This window comes from Pseudovibrio sp. W64, assembly GCF_001623145.1.
In the GTDB taxonomy this organism is placed as follows: domain Bacteria; phylum Pseudomonadota; class Alphaproteobacteria; order Rhizobiales; family Stappiaceae; genus Pseudovibrio.
In genome coordinates this window covers 51,057-74,444 of sequence record NZ_LMCI01000002.1, presented here as the reverse complement: position 1 = coordinate 74,444, position 23,388 = coordinate 51,057, and the positions used below count along the sequence as shown (strand labels likewise).

At 52.6% G+C, this 23,388-nt stretch carries 21 protein-coding genes; 14 read left to right on the top strand and 7 right to left on the bottom strand.

Features of this window, described 5'->3' with window-relative positions:
- Positions 1-95: 95 nt before the first annotated feature.
- The 3 genes from gcvPA to PsW64_RS01155 all read left to right on the top strand — a co-directional run bounded on the left by gcvPA (position 96) and on the right by PsW64_RS01155 (position 4,404).
- Positions 96-1,445, top strand: a complete 1,350-nt coding sequence (gene gcvPA, locus PsW64_RS01165) for an aminomethyl-transferring glycine dehydrogenase subunit GcvPA (RefSeq protein ID WP_063293744.1) — start codon at positions 96-98, stop codon at positions 1,443-1,445.
- Positions 1,442-3,031, top strand: coding sequence for an aminomethyl-transferring glycine dehydrogenase subunit GcvPB (gene gcvPB / locus PsW64_RS01160; protein ID WP_063293745.1), 1,590 nt, complete (start codon positions 1,442-1,444; stop codon positions 3,029-3,031). Before gcvPA ends, gcvPB begins: the two co-directional genes overlap by 4 nt.
- A 188-nt stretch (positions 3,032-3,219) precedes the next feature.
- A complete protein-coding gene (locus PsW64_RS01155; protein ID WP_063302426.1) occupies positions 3,220-4,404 on the top strand; it encodes a glycosyltransferase family 61 protein in 1,185 nt (394 codons plus the stop codon).
- Between the two features lie 22 nt (positions 4,405-4,426).
- Here the strand turns inward: PsW64_RS01155 and PsW64_RS01150 are convergent, their stop codons facing one another.
- Entirely contained in the window at positions 4,427-5,356 is a 930-nt protein-coding gene (locus PsW64_RS01150) for an alpha-1,2-fucosyltransferase (protein ID WP_063302425.1), read from the bottom strand.
- Positions 5,357-5,567: 211 nt separating this feature from the next.
- On the opposite strand from PsW64_RS01150, the gene PsW64_RS01145 reads away from it, so the two are divergent.
- Together PsW64_RS01145 and tyrS are read left to right on the top strand one after the other, a co-directional pair.
- Positions 5,568-6,242: an HAD family hydrolase gene (locus PsW64_RS01145; protein WP_208980497.1), complete on the top strand. Its 675-nt coding sequence runs from the start codon at positions 5,568-5,570 to the stop codon at positions 6,240-6,242.
- A 256-nt stretch (positions 6,243-6,498) separates the two neighbouring features.
- Positions 6,499-7,770, top strand: a complete 1,272-nt coding sequence (gene tyrS / locus PsW64_RS01140) for a tyrosine--tRNA ligase (RefSeq protein ID WP_063302424.1) — start codon at positions 6,499-6,501, stop codon at positions 7,768-7,770.
- Between the two features lie 54 nt (positions 7,771-7,824).
- Here the strand turns inward: tyrS and PsW64_RS27300 are convergent, their stop codons facing one another.
- The 4 genes from PsW64_RS27300 to PsW64_RS01120 form a co-directional block, all read right to left on the bottom strand.
- A complete protein-coding gene (locus PsW64_RS27300) occupies positions 7,825-8,202 on the bottom strand; it encodes a hypothetical protein (protein WP_153042321.1) in 378 nt (125 codons plus the stop codon).
- A gap of 47 nt (positions 8,203-8,249) precedes the next feature.
- A complete protein-coding gene (locus tag PsW64_RS01130) occupies positions 8,250-8,846 on the bottom strand; it encodes a hypothetical protein (RefSeq protein ID WP_193757734.1) in 597 nt (198 codons plus the stop codon).
- Positions 8,847-8,953: 107 nt separating this feature from the next.
- Positions 8,954-10,051: a site-specific DNA-methyltransferase gene (locus PsW64_RS01125; protein ID WP_063287226.1), complete on the bottom strand. Its 1,098-nt coding sequence runs from the start codon at positions 10,049-10,051 to the stop codon at positions 8,954-8,956.
- Between the two features lie 424 nt (positions 10,052-10,475).
- On the bottom strand, positions 10,476-11,696 hold the full coding sequence (locus PsW64_RS01120; RefSeq protein ID WP_063293751.1) for a glycerophosphodiester phosphodiesterase family protein: 1,221 nt from the start codon (positions 11,694-11,696) through the stop codon (positions 10,476-10,478).
- A 304-nt stretch (positions 11,697-12,000) separates the two neighbouring features.
- Between PsW64_RS01120 and PsW64_RS01115 the strand changes: the two genes are divergently transcribed.
- A complete protein-coding gene (locus tag PsW64_RS01115; RefSeq protein ID WP_063293848.1) occupies positions 12,001-13,479 on the top strand; it encodes an AMP nucleosidase in 1,479 nt (492 codons plus the stop codon).
- A 63-nt stretch (positions 13,480-13,542) separates the two neighbouring features.
- On the opposite strand, the gene mutY is transcribed toward PsW64_RS01115, so the two are convergent.
- Positions 13,543-14,595: an A/G-specific adenine glycosylase gene (gene mutY, locus PsW64_RS01110; protein ID WP_063302421.1), complete on the bottom strand. Its 1,053-nt coding sequence runs from the start codon at positions 14,593-14,595 to the stop codon at positions 13,543-13,545.
- A gap of 137 nt (positions 14,596-14,732) precedes the next feature.
- Here mutY and PsW64_RS01105 point away from each other — a divergent pair, with 137 nt between their 5' ends.
- Positions 14,733-15,269 (top strand): DUF721 domain-containing protein, encoded by a 537-nt coding sequence (locus tag PsW64_RS01105; RefSeq protein WP_082826820.1) that lies wholly within the window; start codon positions 14,733-14,735, stop codon positions 15,267-15,269.
- Between the two features lie 35 nt (positions 15,270-15,304).
- On the opposite strand, the gene PsW64_RS01100 is transcribed toward PsW64_RS01105, so the two are convergent.
- Entirely contained in the window at positions 15,305-15,796 is a 492-nt protein-coding gene (locus tag PsW64_RS01100; protein WP_152986677.1) for a hypothetical protein, read from the bottom strand.
- Positions 15,797-16,305: 509 nt separating this feature from the next.
- On the opposite strand from PsW64_RS01100, the gene PsW64_RS01095 reads away from it, so the two are divergent.
- From PsW64_RS01095 to PsW64_RS01065, 7 genes are all read left to right on the top strand, one after another.
- Positions 16,306-16,947, top strand: a complete 642-nt coding sequence (locus PsW64_RS01095; protein WP_057462890.1) for a DsbA family protein — start codon at positions 16,306-16,308, stop codon at positions 16,945-16,947.
- A gap of 93 nt (positions 16,948-17,040) precedes the next feature.
- Positions 17,041-20,499 carry a chromosome segregation protein SMC gene (gene smc, locus PsW64_RS01090; protein ID WP_063302420.1) on the top strand — a complete coding sequence of 1,153 codons (3,459 nt, stop codon included), beginning with the start codon at positions 17,041-17,043 and terminating at the stop codon, positions 20,497-20,499.
- 196 nt (positions 20,500-20,695) lie between these two features.
- The gene (locus tag PsW64_RS01085; protein ID WP_108817844.1) at positions 20,696-21,070 is read left to right on the top strand and encodes an AtpZ/AtpI family protein; all 375 of its coding nucleotides are present in this window, start codon (positions 20,696-20,698) and stop codon (positions 21,068-21,070) included.
- Positions 21,071-21,122: 52 nt separating this feature from the next.
- Complete coding sequence (locus PsW64_RS01080; protein WP_063287232.1) at positions 21,123-21,890, top strand: F0F1 ATP synthase subunit A; 768 nt, start codon at positions 21,123-21,125, stop codon at positions 21,888-21,890.
- A 73-nt stretch (positions 21,891-21,963) separates the two neighbouring features.
- Positions 21,964-22,191, top strand: coding sequence for a F0F1 ATP synthase subunit C (locus tag PsW64_RS01075; protein ID WP_008549639.1), 228 nt, complete (start codon positions 21,964-21,966; stop codon positions 22,189-22,191).
- 100 nt (positions 22,192-22,291) lie between these two features.
- Positions 22,292-22,843 carry a F0F1 ATP synthase subunit B gene (locus PsW64_RS01070; RefSeq protein ID WP_063302419.1) on the top strand — a complete coding sequence of 184 codons (552 nt, stop codon included), beginning with the start codon at positions 22,292-22,294 and terminating at the stop codon, positions 22,841-22,843.
- Positions 22,844-22,854: 11 nt separating this feature from the next.
- Positions 22,855-23,340, top strand: coding sequence for a F0F1 ATP synthase subunit B family protein (locus PsW64_RS01065; RefSeq protein WP_057462886.1), 486 nt, complete (start codon positions 22,855-22,857; stop codon positions 23,338-23,340).
- The last annotated feature ends 48 nt before the right edge of the window (positions 23,341-23,388 follow it).

Here is a 23,388-nt window from a genome sequence, read left to right as displayed (position 1 = left end):
CACCTGCCATGCACGACAGCCGCATGGCAGGAAATGGCAAAAGCCCTGTTCGCTTTTGCTGCAATGTGCATCAGACAATCTGATGGAGAGAGAACATGCGGTATCTTCCGCTTTCAGACAACGACCGCGCCGACATGCTGGCGCGTATCGGCGTAGACTCAATCGATGAGCTGTTTGCCGATATCCCAGAGGCCGTTCGCCTTGAAGAACTGACAACCTTGCCGCGTCGCAAGACCGAAATGCAAGTTGAGCGCCAGCTCAGCGCAATGGCGAACAAGAATGTCAGTGCCGGATCTCTACCGTTCTTCGTTGGGGCAGGGGCGTACAAACACCACGTGCCAGCAACGGTTGATCATCTGATCCAGCGTTCTGAATTTCTGACAAGCTACACCCCGTATCAACCAGAAATCACACAGGGCACGCTTCAGGCACTCTTCGAATTCCAGACACAGGTGGCAAACCTGACTGGGATGGAAGTCGCCAACGCGTCCATGTACGATGGATCTACCGGCACTGCTGAAGCTGTGTTGATGGCGCACCGTGTAACCCGCAAGAAAAAAGCGGTTCTTTCCGGTGGCCTGCATCCGCAGTACCGCGAAGTGGTCGAAGGTGTTTCTGCAAAGCTGCCTGGTGCATCTGTTGCGGCCCTGCCGGCAGACCCAACTGGTACAGAAGATATTCTGGCACAGATCGACGACGAAACCTCCTGTGTGGTGGTTCAGTCTCCGTCCTTCTACGGCCAGCTGATCGATCTGAAACCGATTGCAGAAAAAGCGCACAAGCACAAAGCTCTGTTGATCGCAGTGTTCACTGAAGTTGTTTCCCTCGGCCTTCTGGAAAGCCCAGGTGCTCAGGGCGCGGACATCGTGGTTGGCGAAGGCCAGTCCATCGGTAACCCGCTCACCTTCGGTGGCCCTTACGTTGGTCTGTTTGCAACCCGCCAGAAATACATCCGCAACATGCCGGGTCGTGTTTGTGGTGAAACAACGGATGCAGAAGGCAAGCGCGGTTTCGTGTTAACCCTCTCCACCCGTGAGCAGCACATCCGTCGTGACAAAGCGACTTCCAACATCTGCACCAACTCCGGTCTGTGTTCCTTGGCGTTCACCATCCACATGACCTTGTTGGGCGGCAAAGGCCTTGCACGCCTTGCTCGCATCAACCACATGAGCGCAGTTGCACTGGCAGATGCTCTTTCCGCGGTTGAGGGTGTTGAAGTGCTGAACTCCGCGTACTTCAACGAGTTCACAATTCGCACGCCAAAGAATGCACATGACGTGATTGAAGCTCTTGCTGCAAAGGGTGTTCTGGGCGGTGTTCCTGTTTGCCGTCTGGACAAATCCGGTGGTGATATCGACAACCTTATCGTTGTTGCAAGCACAGAAGTGAACACCGATGAGGACCGTGCAGCCTACGCGCAGGCTCTGAAGGAGGTGCTGGCATGACTATGAACCATCAGGGACGTCCAACACGTGCTGGTGAAGCTGGCCCCCCAATGCCGCACCAGACCTTTACGGGCAACAAAGCATTGGACATGGAAGAGCCGCTCATCTTTGAGATCGGCCACATGGACAACTGTGGTGTAGACCTTGACGAGCCAATGGACTTCGTTCCACGCCTCGGCAACCACATGCGTTCTGAGCCGGTAGAGCTTCCAGCTCTGTCCGAGCCAGAAACCATGCGCCACTACGTCCGCATGTCCCGCAACAACTATGCGATTGATTCAGGCCTGTACCCACTGGGTTCCTGCACCATGAAGCATAACCCGCGCCTTAACGAAAAGATGGCGCGTCTGCCGGGCTTTGCTGACATTCACCCACTGCAGCCAATCTCCACAGTTCCGGGTGCTTTCGAGCTGATCTCTGAGCTGGCTGACTGGCTGATGGAACTTACCGGTACCAACGCTGTGGCCATGAGCCCGAAAGCTGGTGCTCACGGTGAGCAGTGCGGTATGATGTCTATCAAGCACGCAATTGCAGCCAAAGGTGAAGAACGCTCCGTCGTTCTGGTTCCGGAAAGTGCTCACGGCACCAACCCGGCAACCGCTGCACTGGTTGGCTACAAGGTTGTGTCCATCCCGGCACGTGAAGACGGCACAGTGGCCGTGGAAGCTGTGATCGAAAAGATCGAAGCCCACGCAGGTCAGGTGGCAGCGCTTATGCTCACCAACCCGAACACCTGTGGACTGTTTGAGCCAGAAGTGATTGAGATTGCAAACGCAATCCATGAAGCTGGTGGCTACTTCTACTGTGATGGCGCAAACTTCAACGCGATTGTTGGTAAGGCAAAGCCGGGTGATCTTGGTATTGACGCCATGCACATCAACCTGCACAAAACCTTCTCCACGCCGCATGGCGGTGGTGGCCCAGGTTCTGGTCCGGTTGTTCTGTCTGATCGTCTGGCACCATACGCACCGCTTCCATTCATCCGCAAAAATGGCGATGAGCTGGAAATTGTTGAGACAACCGATCAGTTGAAGGACGGTGAACAGCCATTTGGCCGTATGACCGCATTCTTCGGTCAGATGGGCATGTATGTACGCGCGCTGTCTTACATGCAGTCTCACGGCTCTGATGGCCTCAAGCAGGCATCTGAAGATGCTGTGTTGAACGCCAACTACGTCCGCGTTGGCCTGCAGGACCTGATGACCCTGCCATTCGGTGTAAAGCCATGCATGCACGAAGTTCTGTTTGATGACAGCTTCCTGAATGATACTGGTGTTTCCACGCTCGACTTCGCAAAAGCGATGATCGACGAAGGCTACCACCCAATGACCATGTACTTCCCACTGGTCGTAAGTGGTGCAATGTTGATCGAACCAACCGAAAGCGAAAGCCGCGCTTCTCTGGACCTGTTCGTCGCAACCATGCGCGATCTGGTGATGAGTGCAAAAGCAGGCGAAAAAGACCGCTTCGAGGGTGCTCCGTTCCTGGCTCCGCGCCGTCGTCTGGATGAAACAGCGGCTGCGCGTAAACCAATCCTAAAATGGGTGGCTCCAGAACCAACCAAGGTGGAACCAGAACTCGCGTAACAACGAGCTTTCTGTAAAAACTTATAGCCCGGCTCTTGAAAAAGACGCCGGGCTTTTTTCTGTGCGGCCCAATCCATGCCCATACCGATGCCCATGGATATTGATTGATCAGAATATGCGGATACTGGCAGTGTCCTGCCCGGTATACGGTCATTCGTGCTTAGCAGATAAAACGGGTGAGGTGGGGGATGCGTAAGGCACCTAAATGGCGCAGTTGGCTGCCAACAAGTCGGCAACTTCGGTTCCGGGTGCAATCAACCCTTGCCAGAACCTTCCCGTCCATCGGTGATCGAAACAACTTCTTTCCAGACAATGCAAACCCAAGGCTCGCGCCAAATGAACAGCTGTTAACCGTTGATGAGCGCAGCTCTCGTGCGCTGCCTCAAGAGGTGCAGGCGTTTTTTGAAGAACACGGCGCATTGGAGCAAAGCCGCTATCCTTTGCCAATCACACCTGCCGGTCACACGCAGCTCAGGATGTTTAAGCTCGTTGATGCACTGGTCCTCGGCAGCACCGGAGCAACTGTCTTAAAGGCGCAGCATCGCCAGATAGAAGCCGCAGCGCCCAACACCATGCGGTTTGCGCGGTTAAAGGACAGGACGATCCAGACTGCAGCCATCAACATGCTGGGCATGGCCGCTGGTCATCGCCACTACTACCACTTCCTGTGCGATGTGGCCTTCCCGCTTCTGTTTCTGCTAGAGCAACTGGGGCCGCTGACATTCCCGCTGAAAATACTGCTTCGGGAAAATCTCCCAGAGTTTCAGAAAGAGTTTTACGAGCATTTGGCTCAAGAGACGCCTCTTCTCAGTCTGGAAGAGTGCAAAGGGAACGAACGCATCCATTGCAAGACGTTGTTTCACTGCACACCAGCGATGAACTGCGAATACAGAGTCCCAGCCAGCGAACAGGCCGCATCGATGGTCGCAACGCATTATCTGGCAGCATACCAACTTGATATGCACAAGACGCCAGCCACAAGGCTCTATATTGCGCGGGATGATGCAAAAACACGCCGAATAGTGAACGAGAAGTCCCTCAAAGAGCAGTTGGAGGCACGGGGTTTTCAAAGCATCATTCCCGGCAAACTAAGCCACAAAGAGCAAGTTGAACTCTTCAACAACGCCAGGATCATCGTTGGAACCCACGGCGCAGGCCTGACAAACCTGCTGTTCACACAAGCAGGCGGCAAGCTGATTGAGATCTTCCCCGCAGATTACGTCCAGAGCGCTTATGCATGGCTCGCGCATGTACGAGGGCTAAGATACGCGCCGGTTATTGGAGAAAAGAGCGGGGCGCACCAACACTTCTCTCTGTCTCAAAACGCAATTGGACAGATCCTGCACGAAGTTGATGCTTTGGAACTCGCTTAAACCGACTTCGGCATTACAGGCACTATAATCGCTGCCAGTGCGGCGGAACGATCAAACTGTCATCCAGATTGGGGTTCTTGAACCACTTAAGCGGCGCTATCACGTGTTTCTCTTCATTCCCGTTTAAGAAAGCAGCCCACCAGCTGAAGGTACTGTTGGCGGTGACGATGTGATCGCAAGATGACATAACCATCAGATCTTCATAGTCTTTTCCATCCTGCATCGGATCCGCAAAAAACACATTGTCTTGCTGCGGAACCACCTCACGCGCTCGTTCAGGACTGTCAGAGAAGACATAGAAGGTCAGGCCGGGAATGCGCTCTGAGAGGAAATCCATCGCGCCCTTGTAATAGCCAGCAGAGCACAGTCCAAAATTCTGTAGATTGTGCGCCTGACTATAATCGCCATAGCGCACATGCAAGGCAACGGATGGCCCGGAGTTGATCCGTTGCAGCAGTTTCAGCCGCTCAAGCACCATTGGTTTCTTCAGCGTGATCTCTTCTCGCAATTGCTCCATGATGGAGAAAGGCATCTCCCACTTTTGCCAATACCCGTCCAGATAAGCGCTTTGCTTGAAGACGGGAGTATCTCCATCTCGCAGCAACTCGTCCTCGCGCATGTAGCGGCGCTGATAGAAGGGATAGAACTTGCGGCATATCTTGACAGTTTGTCCAAACCCTTGCGCAGGCCAAAGCACGGCAGACATTTCAGATTCTGTGGCGGATAAACCCTGCGTTTTGAAAAGGTTGAGGCAATAGGAGCGGTTGAAATACTGCGCGTACTCACTGTGGTCGAAACGAAGTTTCATCCCCGTTTCAAGCGCGATTTTCCGCCCGAAAGCATACTGAAAGAGTTGATTGCCAATGCCGCCGCGGATACGGACAATCAATGTTGGTTTGAGCTTGCGCCGTCGCGCAGCACCAGACTTTCGCACCTGAGAAGCAACTGACATACGTCCCCCGTACACAAATCAGCGTGTTTACCCCTCAGCCTACCGGAGCTTTGGCAAAGGCTCACTACTAGGTTTTTGGGAGTAAATCTCCTAGGTCGAGCTGAAACCGTGCTAAGTCTGCGAGGATAAGTTGTATTGTGCTCCTGCGGTATCATGAAAATGCCATGCTTGCTGACAACACTGTGCCTGATATAACCAATTGGATTTGCTTATGAACTACGATTTACTCATTTGGGATTGCGACGGCTGTTTGATTGACAGCGAGTGGATTGGCTGTCAGGTCGAGGCCGAAGGCTTCACCAAAGCTGGATACCCGATCAGCACAGAAGAAATGATCGCCCGCTTCTGCGGTGTGTCATCTGCAGAAGTATTTGGCCAGGTTGAAGCGGAAATTGGCGTCAACATTCGCCACCACGAGGCGATCGTAAATCAGGATGAGGCGCTAAAGGCAGCCTTTGAGCAGCATCTCAAGCCAATCGCTGGCATCCATGAAGCATTGCATGAGTTGGACAACTCATTCCCGAATTTGCAAATGTGCATCGCCTCTGGCAGTTCCATGGACCGCCTGGAACATACCCTCAAGCTCACAAATCTATATGATCGGTTTGAGAATAAATATTTCTCGGCTGATCTGGTTGAAAAGGGCAAGCCAGCGCCAGATGTGTTCCTGAAAGCAGCAAGCGAGATGGGTGTCGCTCCCGAAAAATGCGTGGTTGTTGAAGACAGTCACCTCGGCTTGCAAGCCGCCCGGGCAGCAGGCATGACCGCCCTCGGCTTCACCGGAGCCTCCCACGGCAACGCAGATTTACACAGCCGGCTTGAACAGCAAAACCCAATGGCAATCTTTAATGATATGAAAGAGTTAGCCGATCTCATCAAAAGCTGAATATGCTCAAAAGTACAGCTTGAGGAGCGCCGAGCAGCACAAACTGCCAAAACTTTCTTGACAGGGCAGGGCCGTTGCGGTCATACACTTGGGCATGAACAAGAACCTGACCATCATTTCTGCGGTTTATTATTATGCGCCCGACATATCGGCGGCCGCGTTCCTATAAACTCATGTAAAATTGAGGTCAGAACCAAAAGCCGCCGCGTAGGCGGCTTTCGTGTTTTAGCTCTCCTGCGCGGCGAAGGAGAGCATTATGAAACATACAATGGTAGATACAACGCGCTGCTTCCGTCCCAAATCTGAAGCCCTTCAACTGCTGATCGATCGCGGTTTCCTGCATCAATGCACGGATCTGGAAGCGCTGGACGAAAAACTCCAAGCAGGCCCCATCACAGCATACGCTGGATTTGATGCAACGGCTGACAGCCTGCATGTCGGCCATCTGCTGCCATTAATGGCCATGCGTTGGTTGCAGAAAACCGGACATAAACCAATCCTGTTGGTGGGCGGTGGTACAACCCGCGTTGGTGATCCAAGTTTCCGCAGTGAAAGCCGTCCGCTGCTGGATGATGCCCAGATTGAGCACAATCTCGCAGGTATTCGCGCAACCGTAGAACGTCTCTTCGACTTGTCTGAAGGGCAGGGCCAGATCGTCAACAACGCTGAATGGCTGGACGAGTTCCGCTTCCTTGAGTTCCTGCGCGACTTCGGCACGCACTTCACCGTCAACCGCATGATGACCTTCGACAGCGTCCGCTCCCGCCTTAAGGCACAACAACCACTTTCCGTGCTCGAGTTCTGCTACATGATGCTGCAAGCCGTTGACTTCGTTGAGCTCAACCAGCGCTTCGACTGCACATTGCAGATTGGCGGTTCTGATCAATGGGGCAACATCGTCAATGGTGTGGACCTTGGCCGCCGTTCCGGCAGCCAGCTTTTCGGCTTCACACTGCCACTGCTGACAACAGCCTCGGGCAGCAAAATGGGCAAAACTGCAGAAGGCGCGGTGTGGCTCAACCCATCCCGCCTGTCCAGCTTCGGCTTCTGGCAGTTCTGGCGCAATGCGGATGATGCTGATGTACCTCGGCTACTGAAACTCTTCACCGATCTGCCACTGGGCGAAATTGACCGCCTGTCTTCCTTACAAGGGCAGGAGCTGAATGAGGCCAAGAAGATCCTGGCAACACAAGTCACCGGCATCGTCCACGGTCTGGCCGCAGCAGAAGCAGCCCTTCAGCAGGGAGAAGCTCTGTTCAGCGGTCAGGAAGACCTCTCTCAACCAACCCACGAGCTACCTCTCTCCCTCCTCGCCAAACCACTCGGCCTACTGGACCTGCTGGTAAAAACCGACTTCGCCACCACCAACAGCGAAGCCCGCCGCCTCATCCGCGGCGGCGGTGTTCGTCTGAATACATCCATCGTTCTGGAAGAAACTCGGGTGATTTCAGAAGGCGACCTGAAACCGGGAGAGCGACTGACGCTCGCAGTCGGCAAGCGTCGTAAGGCACTGGTGGAGTTCGGTTAAAGAAGATCAAGATGGTCAGCTTGCTGCCGGCCATTTTCCATAGACACCTGTCGCTTAAGCCTCAAAGTTATTAATGAAGCTTTTCACCACTTTGAACTGTTCATCTCGACTGCTGAACATATTCTCTGGAAAATAGTTTGTGTTGGTTGCGACAATCATAAGGGGGCCCAACAACCCGTTTTGAGAAACGCGGAAACTCTGTTCCTTCGACCCAAGAAGCAAAACCGCCTGATAAAGCGAGGGAGCATTGGAGAAACCTTGAGGCAGTGAGTTGACGAAGGCGACCATTGCTTCTCGAGTAATCAGCGTATGACCAGTATGAACAGAGCTATAAGCTGTTCGTGCATCTGCAATATTTAACGGGGTCAGTAAGCCGTTGGTTATTTCGGAATGACACCCAAAAAACGCACCTCTTAGCGGGCCTTCAGACATGTAGTAAATACCATCGGGCAGGTATTGTTTTATTCGGTTGTTGTACCTCAGATTGTTAAGTGAGATTTCATTTTTTTCAGGTGGTCAATTGTGGTGAGCATATTAGTCTTGGTGTGACCTAACGGGGCGAAAATTATGTCGTCGGTATAGCGGAATGTCTGAGTGTAGTCGTAATCGTGCTGGTAGTTTACGGTTTGGTCAGAATAAGTAGCGTGTGTTCTCTGGTTTGTGACCTGCTGATAAGGCTCAGTATTACCGGTAATTGAAGCTCGTGAGTTCCAGTCCCCCGAAAATGCAACCACAGTGGTTGTTTCTCTAGGCATAATCTTGAAGCCGTTAGCATGCATCAAGCGCAGACGAATGAACTCATTGTCCCCATTCATGAAATAGGAACTTGGAAGCTGTGGCAAAGCAAAACGCTCATTTTTGATACGGATAGTGCCGAAAATGAGGTGATCCTCTGCTATCAACGGGATCGGGGTATTTACGGGCATATTTGCTGACCTTCTAATTATTTCACTGGACATGCGGGCGTGGGCTTTAAGTAGGGCGAGGCTGATTAGCAGAAGTTGCAGCTTCATCACGCTTAAAGCCCTTAATTGCTCACCTTCAGTAGACGCGGCATTCAGAAACTCGTGAAACAAAAAAAAAGCCCCCGCCTAGAAAGGCAGGGGCCAAGTCATATGGATATGAAGCAGGGACAAACCCTGTAAACCGTGGGGCGAGGTCGCCACACGAACTGTGTAAGACGCTACTTAGGCATTTGCGAGCGGACGACTTCCCGAAGGGCGTCAACCGGCTCAAGAGCCTTGCCACGTTTAATGTGCCAGAAGGTCCAGCCATTGCAGGCTTGCTGACCCTGAACGAGCGCACCCACCTTATGGATGGATCCTGAATGCTCGCCGCAGATCAAGGAACCATCGGCGCGAACCGTAGCCTTGAAGCGTCCACGGGCATCGGTCAGTTCCGCGCCCGGTGTCAATAATCCTGTCTCCAACAAATTGCCAAACGGAACCCGTGGAAGGGAGCGTTTGCCTTGTGTCATCGCCAGAAAATCATCGTTGGCAGGTGTAACCCGGTCAATCCGTTCGGAAGCTGCTTTAATGTAAGAGTCTTCACGCTCACATCCCACAAAGTGGCGGCCAAGCTTCTTGGCAACAGCACCAGTGGTGCCTGTGCCAAAGAATGGATCAAGGATCACATCGCCCTGGTTTGAAGTGGAGAGCAGCACGCGGTAAAGCAGGCTCTCCGGCTTCTGAGTTGGATGCACTTTGTCGCCGTTGTCGTCCTTCAGGCGTTCGTGACCAGTGCAGATAGGCAGCACCCAGTCAGACCGCATCTGAAGATCGTCGTTAAACGTCTTCATCGCATCGTAGTTAAAGGTCGGCTTGCTCTCTTGTGAAGGGCAGGCCCAGATGAGCGTCTCATGAGCATTAGTAAAACGTTTGCCACGGAAGTTCGGCATCGGGTTTGTTTTCAGCCAAACCACATCATTGTTGATCCAGAACCCAAGGTCCTGCATCACCGCACCAACGCGGAAAATGTTGTGATAAGAGCCAATAACCCAGATGGACCCGTTTGGCTTCAACACGCGGCGAACCGCTTGCAGCCAAGCACGAGTGAACTCATCATAAGCTTTAAAGCTGGAGAACTGATCCCAGTGATCATCGCAGGCATCTACCTTCGAATGATCAGGTCTGTGCAGATCTCCGCCCAGCTGTAGGTTATAAGGGGGATCGGCGAAAACCACATCCACGCTGTTGTCAGGAAGCTTGTTCAAAGCCTCAACACAGTCGCCCTTAATAATTGTATCAAGCCAGTCTGGCTTGGTGGAAATGTGGGGTGCCATCAAGGACACCCCTTCTTTACGCTGTACTCTCATTGCGACGCAACACCTCACGCAATTCATGAGTGCTATGGTTACCCACTATGGTAAACCAGAGGTTAATAGTGGATATCTTTTATTCTTTTAGAATCAACGCTTTATTTACAGATTCGAATATTCGTCTCGAAGTTAACCCTCATTAATATTCGGCCGCAGATTCCCTTGGGGTAGAGGTTTATGAGGAGTTAAAATGGCGAAAATAGAGACCCTAAATATTTTTTTGAGAGTCAAGCTTTTTTGCTGGCTAAAAAGAACAAGGTAAACGCACTGCGGGGACAGCGGGCAAATCGGTTAACGAGTGTGGCAGGGCTTACGCTGCGGACAGCGCAAAAAAAAGCGCGCCATGTAAAGCGCGCTTCCAAATTGCAAATCAGTGCAAGAGAGGGGCTTACTCAATCCCCATGCAATTGGCGTAGAACGTGACTGTCGCTGGCCAGTCAGAAAACACACCGCTCACCTTCACATCCTGTGCCAGCACATCCAGCAGTTCATAAACGCTGCCTTCGCTGGTGATCGCATCATTGATGCTGCGATAATACCAGCCGCCTTTGTTGTGAGAGAGCAGGCCAGAGCGCTCCAGCGTCCAGGTAAAGATCTTGATGCCAGCCTCATTCGCAGCCTTTGCATAAGCCGACGGCACGATCTTCCCGTCATCCAGAGTGACAAGCATCCAGAGAGGAGGGGAGATATAGTTCACGCCCATCTCTTTCAACTCAGCCATGGACGGCTTGAAACTGGTTGGATCAGATGTGTCAAAGCCCTGCATGCGGAAGCGGCCATCAAGGAACACAGCCTGCTTTCCAAACTCAGGCTCATTCTTGATCCAGTACAGCACATCATCCAAAAAGAAGGACTGCGGATAAACGTCAGAAGCCGGAATACCTGCTGCTTTATACTCTTCAATCAGCTTCTGAGCGAAATCTTCCTGAGTGAACCCGTCAAACGGCATCTTCACGCTCGGGCGCTTCAACTCCGGCGTAAATTTAACGCCTTGTTCTTTGAAGAGCTCAATGGACTGAGCATGGGTCATCAAAGTGCCGCCAGCACCAGCTGCCGCATAAAGGTCTGTGCGCCAGTCAGCTGTGCCTTTCAGGAAGTCCTCAACCGTTGTTGCAGCTGGATTAGAGGCGTCCATCTTGCCGGTGAGACCTTGGAACTCCGCCAATGTGATCTCAGAGGTTCTGCACTCTGCCGTTGCTTTCTCGCCATTGGCAGCAGCAGTAAACGGAGCAACACACGTGCTTGCCAGATCAGTCGCGAGGATATCTGTGGTGGTCGCCAGATCATTTTGAGAATGACGGCAGACCAGCTCCTTATCCTTGGTGAAGGTAACATCACATTCCTGCACCCCCGCACCCATCACAGCTGCAGCTTGATAAGACTCTAAAGTATGCTCAGGAAACTGCAGGGGAGCCCCACGGTGCCCGATCGTGAAACTGGAAGCCTTTGCAGGATTGCCGATACAGGCGCGCAACTTATCCTTCAACGGGCTCTCTTGCATCTGCTCAACGAGAAAAGCAGGCCGCGGCCCCAACTGGGCAGCTTGTGCGCTCACAGTAAGGCAGGTGCCAGCCACCAAACCAAGCGCAGCAGTACGAACAAAGTGCATAAAAAGATCCCTCCCGATCATCTGAAGCGTAGTCCTGCAAAGTGCCTCTAGAACTCGCCCATGCAATTTTCAGGATAGTTTTACAGAATAAACTGAAGGAGATAAGGGTAAATATGTAGCTATGAATCTCAATTCTGTGTGCAGAGCTGAAACTGACGCTGCGTGAAAATATCCTCACTCGCTAAAAAATAAACCATATTTGTCCGCAGTTTGTCTTGACCCTGTCGTAAACATCCCTCAGATATATAGTGACACGAAAGAGGAGAAACCGAACGTGTCGACTATATCCGATAGCGACGTTGTGATGGAAAGCCGTTCCATCCGTACGCCTGAGACAATTCCCCCACAATCCTTTAAAGATGCCAGTGAAGCTGTTGCGCACCTGATCTATCTGTTTGATCGGGCGACTGACTTTCTACGTGAGAATTTTAAAGAGGCTGCACAGGGCAGCATGTCGGAAACCCGGGTCAGAGCATTTTACCCGGAACTGCGATTTGAAGTTTCCAGCCACATCCGCGTTGATACGCGCCTGTCCTATGGCTTTGTGGCGAGGCCTGGCAAATACAAAACCACAGTCACCCGGCCTGATCTGTTTAAGAACTACCTGGAACATCAGATTGATCTCCTGATCAAAAACCACGGCCTTGAAGTGGTGATCGCTGAAAGTGATCAGCCGATCCCGCTGCATTTTGCCTTTTATGATGGCGCACACGTGGAAGGCGCTTTGCCATCCAGCGAAGAGCGCCCGCTGCGTGATGTGTTTGATGTGCCGGATCTTGCCGTCATGGATGATGCTATCTCCAATGGCACCTACCGTTCAAAAGATGGCTTTGAGCCGCTGGCGCCGTTTACGGCTCCGCGCGTGGATTACTCCCTGCATCGCTTGCAGCACTACACCGCAACCGCGCCGCGCTATTTCCAGAACTTCGTGCTCTTCACAAACTATCAGTTCTACATTGATGGCTTTGCGCAGATGGCAAAAGAGCTGATCAATGATCCGGAGAGCGGATATGTAGCCTTTGTCGAGCCGGGCAATCTCATCACCTACGCAGGTGATAAAGAGCCGCGCGAAGGTGTGGCCCCGCCGCGCCTGCCACAAATGCCAGCCTATCACCTGCTGCGGGAGGACAACTCCGGTATCACCATGGTGAACATCGGTGTTGGCCCGTCCAACGCAAAAACCATCACCGACCACATTGCAGTGCTTCGCCCACATGCCTGGTTGATGCTCGGCCACTGCGCTGGGCTCAGAAGCAGCCAGCAGCTCGGTGATTACGTACTGGCTCATGGTTATGTACGTGAAGACAAGGTGCTGGATGCTGACCTGCCAACATGGGTTCCAATCCCGCCTCTGGCAGAAGTACAGGTCGCGCTGGAAGATGCCGTTGAAAAGACCACCGGTTACAGCGGCTATGACCTGAAGCGGGTGATGCGCACAGGAACCGTAGCCTCCATCGATAACCGCAACTGGGAACTGCGCGACCACCGCGAGCCGGTGCAGCGTTTCTCCCAGTCCCGTGCGATCGCGCTGGATATGGAATCTGCAACCATCGCTGCCAACGGTTTCCGCTTCCGCGTTCCTTATGGAACCTTGCTCTGCGTATCAGACAAGCCGCTGCATGGGGAATTGAAGCTGCCCGGCATGGCGACAGACTTCTACCGGACGCAAGTGAACCAGCATCTGGAAATTGGTGTGAAGACCATGGAGGTCCTGAGGGAAATGCCGTTGGAACGGCTCCACTCTCGCAAACTCCGCAGCTTCATGGAAACCGCATTCCAATAAGCACCAATCAGCATTTGTAAAAACAAGAAAAGCCGGGCTCAGACCCGGCTTTTTGCTGCGCACTCAAATCACACCGCCGGCCTTCAACGCTTTCATCATCACTGTTGGCAGGGCTTCTCCCTCAAGCTCATCTGGTGCTGACCACCAATATCCATCAGGTTCATCATAATGGGCTGGTGCCTGTGCCTGCCAGACGCTCATTTCCAGATGGAAGTGCGTGAAGGTGTGCTTCACATCCTTTGGCGTACGCACCCAGTCCGCAGTGATTGGAGCATGTGAGAGGTCTTCCATCGCTGCATCATCTGCCCAATGCGTGGTGATGGGCTCACTCATGCCAGCAAGCAGTCCTTTATCTTCGCGTTTGCGCAGAAGAATGCGGCCACGTGCATCGCTGAGCAGAAAGGCCATACCACGCCGTGTCGGTTTCACCTTCTTGGGGGCTTTGCGTGGGAGAGTGTCCGCAATGCCTTGCTTGCGACCCTCACAAACATCCATCCACGGGCAGATGCCACAGGCCGGAGAATTCGGCGTGCAGATCGTGGCGCCAAGGTCCATGATGGCCTGCGCAAAGTCACCGGGTCGGTCATGCGGCGTTACTTCAGCCATCAACGGCTTCACTTCAGCTTTGAGGGCAGGGAGCTCTGTCAGCAATGCATGGCGGCGGGACAGAACCCTCTCCACATTGCCATCAACCACAGCAGCATGGCGCCCAAAGGCTATCGTGGAGATTGCAGCAGCCGTGTAAGGACCGATGCCGGGGAGCTTTAAAAGCCGCTCTTCTTCCTCAGGAAAACGCCCATTGTGATGCAATTGGACAAATTTTGCACACTTATACAGATTTCTTGCACGGGAATAATAACCAAGCCCAGCCCACGCTTTTAGGATGTCTTCTTCCTCCGCATTGGCCATATCAGCAAGTGTTGGCCATGTCTTTATGAAGAGATTGAAGTAGTTTTTCACTGCCGCAACAGTAGTCTGCTGAAGCATGATTTCTGAGAGCCAGACATGGTAAGGGTCTGGTTTTACACCGGAAAGTATATCAGCTGGAGCTGTTCGCCATGGCAGTTGGCGAGAATTTCTGTCATACCAGTAAAGAACAACTAGATTATCTTGCATGGTTTTGTGGGTTAACCTTGGTTTTGATCCCTAAATAATTGGGGTTCCCTTGGTAATTCATGGTACCGCGGAAAACGGGACTGAATTAAGACTAATATAAAGCAATGGTCATATATGTGCCTTAATCTAATGGCGTGATGAAGACGATGAAAGCAACTGCGCAAAATCGGGTTTCCAGGAGATCAAGCCATCAGCTAAACGAGCTGATTGGTAAGACCATGCACCCTGTCGCGCGCAAGCGCGGATTTGCCAGTGCCGACCTTCTCACCGCCTGGCCAGAACTTGTCGGCAAGAAGTATCACGGAAAAGTACAGCCCGGTAGGCTTGTTTGGCCAAGAGCCAAAAGCTCTGAGGGAGAGCCGGTTGCAGAACCTGCAACACTTCTTGTTCATGCGGATGGCTCCACTGCTTTGTTCTTCACGCATGAAGCTCCACAACTGCGAGATCGGATAAACGCCTTTTTAGGCTGGAATGCGGTTGGCCGCATCAAGGTTGTGCAGCGTCCGGCGCTCAGAACCAAAAAGATCACGCCAAAACCGCTTCGTGAGCTGTCAGAAATTGAAAACCGCCGCATCGAGCAGAAGGTTGCCTCAGTCTCTGATGAACGGCTGAAGAATGCGCTGGAAAAGCTCGGCAAGAACCTCATTGCCCGCACACCTGCAAGCAACTCCTGATCCATCCTTAAAGACCTGCAGTTCTGAATGTGTGATTACTGGCTGACCACCAGATCATGCCCCTTTGCGGTATATCCCAGCAAAAGGTCAGGGCGCTCCATCAAAAGATAGGCTGTCGTTGTTTCCTGCGCATTCCGCAGCTCAATGGTATCACCATTCACCGCCCACGCCGTCACGCTGCTCAGCTCTTCATTGGTGCAGCCGCTTGTTGCTGCATGCCCGTTTGGAAAACTGCTGGTCACAGCTGGTGTCACAACAGCAGCGCCTGACGGGGTCTTGCTAAACTGAACCCGGCAAGGAGCTGAGCTGTTTCCGCTGCCCTCGCTGACGACCCAGTTCGTAGAGGTAAGTGCGCCCAAATCTGCGGTGCCTGTATAAATTGTATTGGATGTGGCAGGTATAGCGGTCGTTTCAATCGTCGTTTCTTGAGTAGTTGTAGGTATAGCTTCGACGAAATCTTCAGATACAGAGGCTTGGCAGGCAATCAGTGGTGTGCTGAGAAGCATTAATGTAGTCAAGCGCTTCATAATGTATCCGTATATCTTGTTAGAGAGTTCTGTAAATATTTAATAACTCATTAATGAGGCAAAAACAAAACAACACGAGAAATTATTGTTGTTTTCCATGCATAAATTCTGTGGGTATGTATTAGCAGTGCAAATTTAATCATAGCGGATATCTTGGAGCGCTCTCTGCCCGTTTACCGCGAAATGGTAGAAGCCCTTTGTTTTAAACGAAGGAAATCGTTTTCTTGCCTAACGTATGCGTCAATCCTGCTGCCTTACCAAAATTTAATATGACTACTCAGGATATTCGGTAGCATCCGACAAGTATTTGCCATAGTTTCCTGAAAACCAATTGTTGCTGGAAAGCGAGCTGTGGGCATGGCTGTATTCTGCGGATGTTCACCAGTTTGTGATCAATAGCTCGTGGGTTGGAGTGGTTATACTCCAGACCAGATGCTGGCTGTCTTTATGGCGATAAACGCGCCGAGTCAGCCAACAGGGCAACACATTTTAACTTGGGATAGAAAAACGTGACACTCTCTCGCCGTAAGTTTCTTGAGCGCACCAGTGCTCTTACAGCCGCTTCTCTTGCCTTTGCCGCTATGCCAACTGTTGCCTCTGCACAGACCTATTCCGAGGCAGACCTGAATAAGGTTGGCCCGTTGGGTGATAAGGTTATCGGCCAGGCAGACGCTCCTGTCACTGTCATTGAATATGCCTCTTTGACATGTGGTCACTGCGCCAACTTCCACAACACCACATATAAAGAGCTGAAGAAGAAATACATCGACACCGGCAAAGTGCGTTTCATCTTCCGTGAATTCCCGCTGGATACAGTCGCCGCAGCTGGCTTTATGCTTGCGCGCTGTGCACCGGAAGACAAATACTTCGACATTATGTCTCTGATGTTCGAACAGCAGCGCAGCTGGGCATTCACCAATGATCCATACAGTGCCCTGTTGAATATGGGCAAGCAGCTCGGTTTCACTGAAGAAGCTGTAAAGGCTTGCTTGACGAATCAGGAAATACTAGACGGAGTAACGGAAGTTCGTGACTACGGCTCAGACACGCTGGGTGTAGATTCAACACCGACCTTCTTTATCAACGGTGAAAAAGTAAGCGGAGCGCTCTCTCTTGAGGAGTTCAGCAAGTACGTGGATAAGAATCTGTAAGACAAGCGGGCAGCCCTCAGGGCTGAATCTCCTGCTCGCAGATCTATGCGCGTATGATCGCTTACACCCTGTTGTAAGAGTAGGGGGCGCTCTATGAAGTTTCAGCGCCTCCGTGTCCTTGGGTTCAAATCCTTTGTTGAGCCTATGGAGTTTGTCATTGAAGACGGCCTGACAGGCGTTGTCGGGCCCAATGGCTGCGGAAAGTCCAATCTTGTAGAAGCGCTGCGCTGGGTTATGGGAGAGAGCTCCTACAAGAACATGCGCGCCTCCGGAATGGATGATGTAATTTTCTCGGGCAGCCTCAACCGCCCGGCGCGTAACACAGCCGAAGTGACGCTCTTTCTCGACAACCAAGATCGAACAGCCCCCACTGGGTATAACGATAGTGACACGCTGGAAGTCACCCGCCGCATCGAGCGCGAAGCTGGCTCTGTCTATAAGATCAACGGCAAAGACGCTCGTGCAAGAGACGTACAGCTGCTGTTTGCCGACGCCTCCACCGGTGCGCGCTCACCGGCAATGGTGCGACAGGGGCAAATCGGCGAGCTGATTTCGTCCAAACCAACATCGCGTAGAAAGATCCTGGAAGAAGCCGCAGGCATCTCCGGCCTGCACAGCCGCCGGAAAGAAGCAGAAATCCGTCTGCGGGCTGCTGAAACCAATCTGGAGCGACTGGAAGATGTGGTCGTCCAGATTGAAGGGCAACTCGACGGCCTGAAGCGGCAGGCAAGACAAGCCACCCGCTACCGCAACCTCTCCTCAGAAATTCGCAAGGCCGAAGCGACGATCCTGTATCTGCGCTGGCAAGAAGCAACAGCCGCACTGGATGCCGCCCGCAAGCAATATGCGGATGCTGAGATCGGAATGCGGGATATCGCGGGTCTGCAGGCGTCTACGGCGAAAGAGCAGGCACTCGCTGCTCATGAAATTCCAAAGCTCAGAGAAGCTGCAGGTGGCGCTGCTGCTGCGCTCCAGCATCTGATTATCGCGAAAAACGATCTTGAGTCAGAAGACCGCCGGATCAGAGAAAAGCTGATGGACCTTCAGGCGCGTCTTGCTCAGATGGAGCAGGATATCGAGCGTGAAGCCCAACTTGCCAGCGAAAACACCAGTCATCTGGAAGAGCTGGAGGAGGAAAAGCAAGAACTCCTCGAAGCTGCCGAGACTTTGGACGAGCGTGCGGCTGAAGCTGAAGAACTGGTGTTGATCGCGGAAGACAATCTCGATGCCAGCGAGATGAAACACTCGCGGATCACACAGGATCACGCCAGCCTCCTCGCCAAGCACACCCAGCTCGACAACCAGATCTCCGGCATTCGCCAAAAGAGCGCCCGCTTTAAAGAAGAAGCAGACCGCTTCAAAGGCCAGCTTGAAGCAGTCGAGGCAGATATTAAAGCCGCCAGTGGCCCAAGCGATAAGCGTGAAGAGCTGGAAATGGCTCTGGAAGAATTGGCTGAAGCAGAAGAAACCGCAGTCGAAGCGGAAGAGACACTGGCAACGGCACGCGAAACGGAAAACAACTGTCGCACTCCATTGAATGAAGCGCATTCAGCTCTTTCCAGATATGAGACAGAAGCCAAGACACTGCAGGCCGTCCTTTCTGCTGGCCAAAGCGGAGACTGGACACCTGCTGTAGACCGCATGAGCGTGAACCCGGGTTTGGAAACAGCGCTGGGTGCCGCCTTGGGCGAAGACCTTGATGCTGCAATGGAAGAAGATGCTCCCGTCCATTGGAGCCTGAATGCGGGGGCAGGCAGTGATCCTGCCCTTCCAGCAGGTGCGACACCACTTTCCCAATATGTGCAGGCGCCCAATGAGCTGGCACGCCGTCTTGCTCAGGTTGGGCTGATTGAGGCTGAACACGGCTCAGCTTTGCGCAAAGAGCTGAATGTTGGCCAGCGACTGGTCAGCAAGCAAGGGGATCTGTGGCGCTGGGATGGCTTGATCATCGCAGCAGATGCACCAACACCAGCTGCACAACGTCTCGCGCAACGAAACCGCTTGGCGGAACTGGAAGACCTTGTCGAACAGACGAGGGATCTGGTGGAAGAAAAGAAAGAAGCGCTGGAGACCGCGACCGAGCACAGGCGTCAGGCCGAAGTTGCTGAGCAGGACATGCGTCAGAAACTGCGTCTGGAGCAATCTCGCATTGTCGCCTTGCGGGAAGAGCTCGCGACTGCTGAGCGTGCCTTAACAGAATTGTCGGTTCGTAAAACAACGCTTGAAGAACAGCTTCGCCGCGCAAATGAAGATTATGAAGAGACTGCAGCTTCGCTCGAAGAAGCCGAGAGCGCTCTGGAAGACCTGCCGGATATTGCAGGCGTAACAGCTGAGCTAGAAAGCGCCTCCAAAGATGTTTCCACCTGCCGCAGCAAACTGGCGGAGGCCAAAGGGGCCACCGATGCGCTGAAGCGGGAAGGGGAGCTGCGTGCGCGGCGCCTTGAAACCATTGAACGCGACAGGCAGAACTGGGTTCAGCGCGCGCAAAACGCAGACAAGCAAATCTCCATCCTGCGCCAGCGCCGGGATGATGCCGTAGAAGAGCGTCTCATCCTGTTGGAGAGCCCGGAGGAGATTGAGCTCAAACGTCAGGACCTGATGAATGGCCTCACATCTGCAGAGAGTGCACGCAAAGCAGCTGATGACAAACTCGCGGAAGGTGAAAAGCGCCAGCTGATAGCCGACCAGAAGGCTCGTGAAGCCATGGAAGGCTTATCTGGTGCTCGCGAGCGCAAGGTCCGTGCCGAAGAGCGCCTTGAAGCAGCCAAAGAGCGCCGCCTGGAAATTGAGCGCCGCGTGGATGAGGTGCTGGAAGTTAATGTCTCTCGTCTGCATGAGATGGCCGGCCTGTCACAAGATGCGCCTTTGCCGGATGCCGAAGGCGCCGAACGCAAGCTTGACCGTTTGAAGGCTGAGCGGGAACGTCTGGGAGGCGTAAACCTGCGTGCCGATGAGGAAATGCAGGAAATTACTGAGCAGCGAGACACGCTGATCACCGAAAGAGACGACCTGATTGAGGCCATCAGGAAGTTGCGCACAGGAATCATGAACCTGAACAAGGAAGCGCGGGAGCGGCTCTTGAGCTCTTTTGATCAGGTCAACGACCACTTCAAGCGTTTATTCACACACTTGTTCGGCGGTGGAACGGCAGAGCTGAAACTGGTGGATGCGGAAGACCCACTCGATGCTGGTTTGGAGATCTTCGCACGCCCTCCGGGCAAGAAGCCCCAGACCATGACACTGCTTTCAGGGGGAGAGCAGGCCCTCACCGCCATGGCGCTCATATTCGCAGTTTTCCTTACAAATCCTGCCCCAATCTGTGTTCTGGATGAGGTTGACGCTCCGTTGGACGATGCCAATGTTGAGCGTTATTGTGCTTTGCTGGAGGATATGGCGCAGAACACGGCAACGCGTTTCACCGTCATCACGCATAACCCGATTACCATGGCGCGCATGTCCAGATTGTTCGGTGTAACCATGGCTGAAAGAGGGGTCTCTCAGCTCGTTTCAGTAGATCTTGAGACGGCTGAACGATTCACCGAACCGGCCTAAAATAGGGTACAATACGGCCTTGAAAGTATCCTTTATACGTATTCTCTGTTAGAAACTCTGGAAACTCTTTAGATATCAGTTATTTAGCTTAAGTAGCTCTAACCTTGACAGTGCAGATCACGAGCATTATGGTGCCCCCGACTTTCAGGGGCATCCATGTCTTTGAACTATCTGCCGGTATCTAGGAAGAATGAACATGTCTCCCGATGAGAATAAGCAGAGTGAAAAAGACATGAAAGAAACTGATCGTCACCTGTCTGAGCGGCTAGAAAAGCTCGGCAAAACGTTGGATACACGCTTGGACGAAGCCTCTGCTAAAGAGGAACCGAACAAGACCAGCGCGATGTCAGGCTTGTCACAGGCTTGGAAGATGTCTTCCGAGTTTATTGCCGCTATCTTTGTCGGGGGGGCACTCGGCTGGATGGCGGATAGCTGGATCGGGACCAAGCCGTGGGGGATGATAATTCTCCTTATGCTTGGCTTTGTTGCGGGAATATTAAACGTCCTTCGGGAGGCGGGCAAAGTCGCCGGTCCTGAAAGACGGATGAATTCCGGCAAGAAGCAGGACTAACTAATTCATCGCGCTCTTGCGCTCGTAAATTGGCACTTCAGGGGTACTACCTGTGGCTGGAAATTCAGGCAACGCGATCGATCCGATCCACCAGTTTCATATCTCCAAGATCTTTCCTGTGGAGATTGGCGGTGTTGATTTCTCCTTTACCAACGCTTCCTTGTTCATGGTTGTCACCGTCGCTGTAGCGACCTTGTTCCTCGTTCTGTCTACCAACAGACGTGGTCTGGTCCCAAGCCGCGCTCAACTCATGGCGGAAATGTCCTACGAGTTTGTTGCTGCCACATTGCGAGGATCAGCAGGCAATGACGGAATGCGGTTCTTCCCGCTCGTCTTCTCCCTGTTCATGTTCGTATTCGTTGCAAACATGCTCGGGATGTTCCCATACTTCTTCACCGTTACAAGTCAGATCATCGTGACATTTGCACTCGCAATTCTCGTGATTGGCACTGTAACGATCTACGGTTTCTTCAAGCACGGTGCAGGCTTCCTTAAGCTGTTCGTCCCAAGTGGCGTTCCAGCTGGGGTTATTCCTCTGGTCTCCGCGATTGAAGTTATCTCTTTCCTTTCACGTCCAGTTAGCCTGTCCGTTCGTTTGTTCGCAAACATGCTTGCTGGTCACATCACTCTGAAGGTTTTTGCAGGTTTTGTTGTCATGCTCACCGGCTTCGGTGCAGTTGGCATCGCATCTGCGATCCTGCCTCTGATACTTACAGTTGCCATCACGGCTCTTGAGTTCCTCGTGGCATTCCTTCAGGCCTACGTCTTTACCGTTCTTACGTGCATGTATCTTGCAGATGCGCTCCATCCGAGCCACTAAGTAACGTGTAGAATCCGGGTTTCAAACCCAAAACAAAGTCATAGACGAATTTGCTAGTTTAGGAGCACTTGTCATGGAAGCAGAAGCAGCAAAATACATCGGTGCCGGTATCGCATGCCTTGGTATGGGTGGTGCAGCTCTCGGTCTTGGTAACATCTTCGGCAACTTCCTTGCCGGCGCACTGCGCAACCCATCTGCTGCAGATGGACAGTTTGGCCGCCTCATCCTCGGCTTTGCTGTGACCGAAGCTCTCGGCATCTTCTCCCTTCTCGTCGCACTTCTGCTGCTGTTCGCAGTATAATCGACGACAACGATTAGAGCGTTTTATGATGACGGTTCCTCATGGTAGGGACCGTCTCTAAAATCATAAAACGTTACGAAGAGCGTTCACGGAGAAGTTGATGTCGAATACTCAAGGCAACCTGAATACAACTGCCGAAGTTGGCATTGTAGAGGAGGGCGGTAGCTTTCCTCCGTTCGACAGCACGACTTACCCGTCTCAGCTGTTGTGGTTGGTTCTTTCCTTCGGCGTTTTCTACTGGGTAATGTCGAAAGTGGTCCTCCCACGCATCGGCGGTATCCTTGAAGATCGTCGCGATCGCATCGCAGGTGATATGGCAGAAGCATCCCGTCTCAAACAAGAGACAGATGAAGCCATTGCATCCTACGAAAGTGCTCTAGCTGAAGCGCGCAAAAAAGCCACTACCATGGCTCATGATGCACGTTCTAAAGTGAAAGCAGAAACAGAAAGCGCCCGCGCAGCGGCTGAAGAGCAGCTGGCAGCCAAGCTTTCCGAATCTGAACAGAGCATTTCCAAGATCACAGCTGAAAGCCTGTCTCATGTTGGCGAAATCGCCGCCGAGACAACAGGCGAGCTTGTAAAGGCACTTATCGGTGGCCGTGCTCCAGCGAAAGCTGAAGTTGCCAAAGCCGTTGATGCTGCACTTAAGTAAGGGGTGACAGAATGTTCGATGCAAGCCTTTGGGCACTCGTTGGTCTCATCCTCTTCTTTGCCCTGCTGTGGTACCTGAAAGTGCCTGGCAAGGTTGGTGCAATGCTTGACCAGCAAGCGGACAACATCAAGCAAGAGCTTGAAGGCGCCCGTAAGCTGCGTGAAGAAGCTCAGGCTCTGATGGCCGAGTACCAGCGCAAGCGTAAAGAGGCTGAAGCGGAAGCAGATCAGATCGTTGCTGACGCAAAAGTTGAAGCTGATCGTCTGGCTGAAGAAGCCAAGGCAGCTCTCGAAGAGATGATTGCACGTCGCACCAAAGCAGCCGAAGCGAAAATCGCTCAGGCTGAAGCAAATGCGATTGCACAGGTTCGCTCCCGTGCTGCAGATGTTGCAGTTCAGGCAGCTGAAACCATCGTCGCTTCCAGCACTGCCAAAGAAGAAATTCAGGATAAAGTGCTCAAGCAGAGCATCAAACAGGTTTCTGAAAACCTGAATTGATCCTCAGAATTTCTGACAAGAATATCAAAAAAGGCTCCCGATTTTCGG